This is a genomic window from Streptomyces sp. B15, from assembly GCF_018070605.1.
Lineage (GTDB): Bacteria > Actinomycetota > Actinomycetes > Streptomycetales > Streptomycetaceae > Streptomyces > Streptomyces smyrnaeus.
This window is the reverse complement of sequence record NZ_JAGPXJ010000175.1, coordinates 1-6459: the sequence shown is the minus strand read 5'-3', so window position 1 is coordinate 6459 and position 6459 is coordinate 1. Positions and strand designations below refer to the sequence as shown.

Below are 6459 nucleotides of genomic sequence, written 5' to 3'. Positions count from 1 at the left end.
CGACGGCCACCAGCCCCGGCTCGACGAGTTGGTCGTCCACGGCCACCCCGGTCCGGCGTGCGGCGGCGACACGCGCTGCGAAGTCGGCCTCGGTCCCGGGGATGGGCGCGGCGCGGCGGCCGCGGTGCGGCGGGGCGGGCGGAAGGGCGAGGAATCCGGTGGCGTGCGGGTCGGCTTCGAGGCGACGGCGCCAGCACTCCCAGGCCTCGTCGTCCCAGTCGGCGGCGAACAGGGCGCCGGGGGCGCAGCGCTCGGCGGGCAGCAGATCCCCGATGTGGAAGGTGACGGCCATCGCCCGGCGTCTGGGGCACTGGACGACGAAGCGGGCACCGTCCCGGTCGGGTACGGCGACCGACACCGACTCGTCCAGTTCGTCGGCGAGTCGGTGGGCCGGCTCTCCCAGGGCCTCGGTCAGCCCGCTCGCCGTCAGGCAGGCGTTGCCGAACTCCAGTGTGCGCGGGGCCAGCTGGAGGTCCTGTGCCTCCGCGCGCAGATGGCCGAGGTGGGTGAGGGTCGCGGCGATCCGGTCCAGCGTCGCGCGGGCCGTACCGCAGGTGCGGGCCAGCTCGGCGCGGCTGAGCCGTCCGCCGGGCTGCTCCGCCAGTACCCGGATCACCGCCAGTCCCCGTTCCAGCGTCGCCACGGACTCCCCACCTCGTGCGGGCTGCGAGCCGTCTGCGTCCCGGCGTCGTCCGGTACCGGGTTCCGCCACCGCGGCGCTGCGGGTGCGCTGTTGGTGCGGGGGTGGAGGGGTGGGGGACATGGGAGCTCCGGATGGGTGCGGGGCGGGTGCGGCGGGGTGCTCGGCGGTTTCCTCGGCGGCGTCGGCGTCGCCTCGGCCTCCGCCTCGGCCTCCGCGTCGGCTTCGGCTTCGGCTTCGGCTTCGGCTTCGGCTTCGGCTTCGGCTTCGGCTCGGCGAACGCACGGTATCGGGCATTGACAAGGGTGGTCGGCGGGACGAGACTCACCGGGCGCTCGGGAATGAACAATAGTTCACTCTGCGAACACCGATGGAGGAGGGGCCGGAACCGCATGGACAAAGTGGTGGCCACGGCCGCGGACGCGGTGGCGGACATCCGGGACGGCTCGACGCTCGCCGTCGGAGGGTTCGGCCTCAGCGGGGTGCCGGCGGTGCTGATCGAGGCCGTCCGCGCACGGGGAGTGCGCGCTCTCGGCGTCGTCTCCAACAACTGCGGGGCGATGGGCACCGGCCTGGCCCGGCTGCTGGCCGACGGCGCCATCGCCCGCGTGACCGGCAGCTACATCGGCGGCAACAAGGAGTTCGCCCGCCAGTACCTGGACGGTGAGATCGAGCTCGAACTCATCCCGCAGGGCACTCTCGCCGAGCGGCTGCGCGCGGGAGGCGCGGGCATCCCCGCCTTCTACACCCCCGCCGGCGTGGGCACGCTGGTCGCCGAGGGCGGGTTGCCCTGGCGGTACGACGGGCAGGGCGGGGTCGCCGTGGCCTCACCGGCCAAGGAGGTCCGCGAGTTCGACGGCGTCCCCCACGTGCTGGAGCGCTCCATCAGGACCGACTTCGCGCTGGTCCGGGCCGCCCGCGGGGACCGGCACGGCAATCTGGTCTTCGCCAAGTCGGCCCGCAACTTCAACCCGGCGGCGGCCATGGCGGGCCGGATCACCGTCGCGGAGGTCGAGGAACTGGTCGAGCCGGGCGACATCGACCCGGACCATGTGCAGCTGCCCGGGATCTTCGTGCAGCGCCTCGTGGCTCTCACTCCCGGGCAGGCCGCCGACAAGAGCGTGGAGAAGCGCACTGTCCGGAACGAAGCGAAGCAGGACGACGCGAAGGACGCCGCGAAGCGGAAGGCGGAACGCTGATGGCCTGGACCCGTGACCAGTTGGCGGCGCGCGCGGCCGCCGAGTTGCGCGACGGCGAGTACGTCAACCTCGGCATCGGGCTGCCGACCCTGATACCCGGCCGGCTGCCGACCGGTGTGCAGGTGACCCTCGAATCGGAGAACGGCATCCTCGGCACCGGTCCCTACCCGGCCGAGGACGAGATCGACCCGGATCTGATCAACGCGGGCAAGGAGACCGTCACGGTGCTGCCGGGCGCGGCGTACTTCGATTCGGCGCTCTCCTTCGCCATGATCCGCGGCGGCCACATCGACACCGCCGTGCTCGGCGCCATGCAGGTCTCCGCGCGGGGTGATCTCGCCAACTGGGCCGTTCCCGGCGCGCTGGTCACCGGCATCGGCGGGGCCATGGATCTGGTGCACGGCGCCCGGCGCGTCCTGGTCACCATGACGCACACCGCCAAGGACGGCAGTCCCAAGCTGGTGGCGGAGTGCTCGCTGCCGCTCACCGGCCGCGGCTGTGTGGACCGGGTCATCACCGACCTGGCCGTCCTCGATGTCACCGGCGACGGTCTCGTGCTCGTCGAGTGTGCGCCCGGGGTCGCCGTGGCCGATGTGCTGGAGAGCACCGCGGCCGAGGTCCACGTCCCGGAGGGAGTCCGATGAGCACCCCGCCCACCCAGACGGACATCGACGGGGAGATCGCCACCGCTCACGCCGGGGCGCAGGAACGTGCGCGGCTCCAGGGGCACACCCGAGCGTGGACACAGGCGCAGGCGGCGACCCGGACGCGGGTCGCCGGGCCCGAAGCGCGCCACCACCCGCCCCGCGACTTCCCGCCGTACCGCAGCAGCGCCCTGCGCTTCCCCCGGCAGCGGCCGGTGCCGTTGAGCGATCCGGAGGCCGTGGAGCTGACCGGGCCGGTCTTCGGCGTCACGGATGTCACGGCGCTGGACAGCGATCTGACACGGCACCACCGGGGCGCGCCGCTCGGGGAGCGCATCACCGTCAGCGGGCGGGTGCTCGACCGGCTCGGCCGCCCGGTACGCGGACAGCTGGTGGAGGTGTGGCAGGCCAACGCGTCCGGCCGCTACGCCCACCAGCTCGACCAGCACCCGGCGCCACTCGACCCCAACTTCACCGGTTTCGGCAGGTGTCTGACCGACGGCGAGGGCCGGTACGCCTTCACCACCGTCAAGCCCGGCGCCTACCCGTGGCGCAACCACACCAACGCCTGGCGGCCCGCGCACATCCACTTCTCCGTCTTCGGTGAGGCCTTCGCCCAGCGGCTGGTGACGCAGATGTACTTCCCGGGGGACCCGCTCTTCCCGTACGACCCGATCCTGCAGTCCGTCACCGACCAGGCGGCACGCGACCGCCTGGTCGCCGCCTGGGACCACACGCTGACGATGCCCGAGTGGTCGCTGGGCTACCGCTGGGACATCGTTCTGGACGGCCCGGCCGCCACCTGGTTCGAGGAAGGGCGGGAATGATGACCGAACTGCCGCACGCGCGCGACGCGCTCTTGCCGCCCACCCCCTCGCAGACCGTCGGCCCGTTCTACGGCTACGCGCTGCCCTTCCCCGGCGGCGGCGACCTCGCACCCGCCGCAGCCCCTGCGACGCTCACCGTCCACGGTCAGGTGTACGACGGTGCCGGGGCTCCCGTGCCGGACGCCCTGATCGAGATATGGCAGGCCGATCCGGCGGGCTCCACCGCGGGAGCACCCGGCTCGCTGCGCCACGACCCGGTCACCGGGTACGCCGTGGGCCGCGACGGGGTGCGCTTCACCGGATTCGGCCGGGTACCGACCGACGCCGACGGCCACTGGACGGTCCGCACCCTCGCGCCCGGCGCGCCCCGGCCCGGCGCCGTGCCGTACCTGTCGGTGCTGGTCTTCGCGCGCGGGCTGCTCCACCATCTGCACACCCGTATCCATCTTCCGGAGCACGCCGAGGCGTTGGCGGCGGACCCGGTGCTCGGTGCCCTGCCGCCCGAGCGCCTCGGCACTCTGCTCGCCACCCGGGAGCGGGAACGGCTCTACCGGTTCGACATCCGCCTCCAGGGCGAGAAGGAGACGGTCTTTCTTGACTTCCCCGTCGGCTGACCGCACACCCACCGACGCCGTCGGCCACGTCCCCGGTCAGGGCGCCGACGACGGCGCCGACGTGGGACTGCTCTCCCCGGTGCGGGCCGGCTCACCCGCCGAGGCCGCCACCGGTGACGCCGCCTTCCTCCAGGCGCTGCTGGACGCGGAGGCAGCACTCACCCGGGCCCAGGCCCGGCTCCGACTGGCGCCCGCGGCAGCCGCGACGGCCGTCACCGAGGCGGCCGAAGCGGCGCGGTACGACGTGCGGGAGCTGGCGCTGCGGGCCCGCGCGGGCGGCAACCCGGTCATCCCGCTGGTCGCCGAGCTGACGGCGGCGGCCGGTCCTCAGGCGGACGGTCATGTCCACCGGGGCGCCACCAGCCAGGACATCATGGACACCGCGGCGATGCTGGTCGCGCACCGTACGCTCGGGCTGCTGCTGGATGACCTGGACCGCGCCGCGGCGGCCCTCGCCGAACTGGCGGCCACCCACCGGGACAGCGCGCTGCCGGGCCGCACCCTGACCCAGCACGCGGTACCCACCACCTTCGGGCTGAAGGCCGCGGGCTGGCGGTCGCTCGCCCTCGACGCACGGCGGCGCCTGTCGGCCGTGCGCGAGACGCTGCCCGCACAGCTGGGCGGGGCGGCCGGCACGCTGGCCGCTTTCGAGGGGTACGCCCGAAGCAGCGCCGGGCAGCAGGCCCCCTCTGACACGGCGCTGCGGCTGCCGGGCGTCTTCGCCGAGGAGACCGGGCTGGCCGAGCCGTCGCTGCCCTGGCACACCTTGCGCACCCCCGTCGCCGACCTGGCCGCCGCGCTGGCGCACACCACCGGGGCGCTCGGCAAGTTCGCCGCCGATGTACTGGTGTTGGGCCGTACCGAGGTGGGTGAGGTGGCGGAGGGCGGCGGCAGCGGCGCCGGCGGCTCGTCGGCCATGCCGCACAAGGCCAACCCGGTGCGCGCCACCCTGGTCACGGCAGCGGCCCGGCAGCTCCCCGCCCTCGCCGGGGCCCTGTTCGGCGCGCTCGTGGCGGAGGACGAACGGCCGGCCGGAGCCTGGCACAGCGAGTGGCAGTGCCTCCGCGAAGCCCTCCGGCTGACCGGCGGAGCCGCCCAGTGCGCCGCCGAACTCGCCGAGGAGTTGCGGGTGCGGCCCGAACGGATGCGGGAGAACCTCGCGCTGACGCACGGCCGGATCCTCTCCGAGCACGCCGCGGTGGCGCTGGCCGGGCACGTGGGAAGAGAGCGGGCGAAGTCCCTGGTCGGCGACGCGGCGGCCCGCTCAGCCGCGGAGCGGATGCCGCTGGTCGACGTACTGCGCGAGCTGCCGGAGCTGGCGGACGTACCGGAGGACGTCTGGCAGGAGCTGAGCGATCCGGCCCACGCCACGGGGTGCGCGGCACGGCTGGCGGACCGTGCGTCGGCCCGGCCCCCGGTCCCGGGGGCCGGGCAGTTCCCCGGGGAGGAACCGTGACCCTGCTCCACCACCGTCTCGACGGCCCGGCCGACGGAGTGCCGCTGATCCTCGGGCCCTCCCTCGGCGCCTCGCTCGCCGTCTGGGAGCCGCAGCTGCCCGCGCTGGCACGCCACCACCGGGTGCTGCGCTACGACCTGCCCGGGCACGGCGGCTCCCCCACCGACGTCCTGGCCGACCCGGCGCCCGGCCGCACCACCGTGGCCGAGCTGGCCGCTCATGTGCTCGCACTCGCCGACCACCACGGCTGGGGCGGTTTCCGTTACGCGGGCATCTCCCTCGGCGGCGCCCTCGGCACCCAGCTCACCGTGCACCGCCCCGGGCGCGTCGACTCGCTGGCGGTGGTGTGCTCCTCCGCCCGGTTCGGCGAGCCGGACGGCTGGCGGGAGCGGGCAGCGCTGGTGCGCGCCGCGGGCACCCGGGCGCTCCTCGGCGCCGCTCCGGGGCGCTGGTTCGCCGATCAGGCCACCGCCGCCACCGGTACCGGCAAGCGGCTGCTGGCCGATCTCGCGGCGGCCGACTCCGCCGGCTACGCCGCCTGCTGCGACGCGCTGGGCGCCTTCGACCTGCGTGCCGAGCTGCGCCGGGTGGCCGCGCCCACGCTGGTCGTCGCCGGCAGCCGGGACCCGGCGACCCCGCCCGCGCACGCCCGCGAGCTGGCCGAGGGCATCCCCGGCGCCTCTCTCGTCGAGATCGAGGGGGCCGCGCATCTGGCCGGTGTCGAGCGGAGCGACGCGGTCACCTCGGCCCTGCTGGACCACTGGGGGCCGGCCGACGGCCGCACCGACGAAGGAGCTGTGCGCGTATGAACCCTCCCCGCCACTCACAGGTGGCCGTGGTCGGCGCGGGCCCGGCGGGGCTGCTGCTGGCCCTGCTGCTCCGGCGGAACGGCGTCGACTGCGTCGTTCTGGAGAGCCGGGACCGCTCGTACGTCGAGCAGCGGCAGCGGGCCGGGATCCTGGAGCAGAGCACCGTGGACACCCTGCGCCGGGCGGGCGCAGCGGCGCGGCTCGACCGCGAGGGGCTGCCGCACGACGGGATCGAACTCCGCTTCGGCGGGCGCCGTCACCGCATCGACT

The 6459-nt window shown here is 74.9% G+C and carries 8 protein-coding genes; 7 read left to right on the top strand and 1 reads right to left on the bottom strand.

The features are described from left to right. Positions 1–643: helix-turn-helix domain-containing protein (locus tag KBY19_RS35420; protein WP_307843706.1), on the bottom strand; the 643-nt coding region annotated here is incomplete at its 3' end. 389 nt (positions 644–1032) lie between these two features. Here KBY19_RS35420 and KBY19_RS35415 point away from each other — a divergent pair. The 7 genes from KBY19_RS35415 to KBY19_RS35385 all read left to right on the top strand — a co-directional run. Then, the gene (locus tag KBY19_RS35415) at positions 1033–1839 is read left to right on the top strand and encodes a CoA transferase subunit A (protein ID WP_099885378.1); all 807 of its coding nucleotides are present in this window, start codon (positions 1033–1035) and stop codon (positions 1837–1839) included. Next, positions 1839–2483 (top strand): 3-oxoacid CoA-transferase subunit B, encoded by a 645-nt coding sequence (locus tag KBY19_RS35410; RefSeq protein WP_099885377.1) that lies wholly within the window; start codon positions 1839–1841, stop codon positions 2481–2483. Before KBY19_RS35415 ends, KBY19_RS35410 begins: the two co-directional genes overlap by 1 nt. Next, a complete protein-coding gene (gene pcaH, locus KBY19_RS35405) occupies positions 2480–3310 on the top strand; it encodes a protocatechuate 3,4-dioxygenase subunit beta (RefSeq protein ID WP_210967475.1) in 831 nt (276 codons plus the stop codon). The genes KBY19_RS35410 and pcaH overlap by 4 nt, the downstream gene beginning before the upstream one ends. Further along, complete coding sequence (gene pcaG / locus KBY19_RS35400; protein WP_185019593.1) at positions 3310–3924, top strand: protocatechuate 3,4-dioxygenase subunit alpha; 615 nt, start codon at positions 3310–3312, stop codon at positions 3922–3924. Before pcaH ends, pcaG begins: the two co-directional genes overlap by 1 nt. A gap of 61 nt (positions 3925–3985) precedes the next feature. Beyond that, a complete protein-coding gene (gene pcaB, locus KBY19_RS35395) occupies positions 3986–5380 on the top strand; it encodes a 3-carboxy-cis,cis-muconate cycloisomerase (RefSeq protein WP_307843707.1) in 1395 nt (464 codons plus the stop codon). Continuing rightward, positions 5377–6189 carry an alpha/beta fold hydrolase gene (locus KBY19_RS35390; protein WP_307843705.1) on the top strand — a complete coding sequence of 271 codons (813 nt, stop codon included), beginning with the start codon at positions 5377–5379 and terminating at the stop codon, positions 6187–6189. The genes pcaB and KBY19_RS35390 overlap by 4 nt, the downstream gene beginning before the upstream one ends. Beyond that, positions 6186–6459: FAD-dependent monooxygenase (locus tag KBY19_RS35385; RefSeq protein WP_210967473.1), on the top strand; the 274-nt coding region annotated here is incomplete at its 3' end. The genes KBY19_RS35390 and KBY19_RS35385, both read left to right, overlap by 4 nt.

Excerpts from the sequence above, each read along its gene's own strand:
- KBY19_RS35415 (WP_099885378.1), top strand. The coding sequence starts at position 1,033 with ATGGACAAAGTGGTGGCCACGGCCGCGGACGCGGTGGCGGACATCCGG.
- KBY19_RS35410 (WP_099885377.1), top strand. The coding sequence starts at position 1,839 with ATGGCCTGGACCCGTGACCAGTTGGCGGCGCGCGCGGCCGCCGAGTTG.
- pcaH (WP_210967475.1), top strand. The coding sequence starts at position 2,480 with ATGAGCACCCCGCCCACCCAGACGGACATCGACGGGGAGATCGCCACC.
- pcaG (WP_185019593.1), top strand. The coding sequence starts at position 3,310 with ATGACCGAACTGCCGCACGCGCGCGACGCGCTCTTGCCGCCCACCCCC.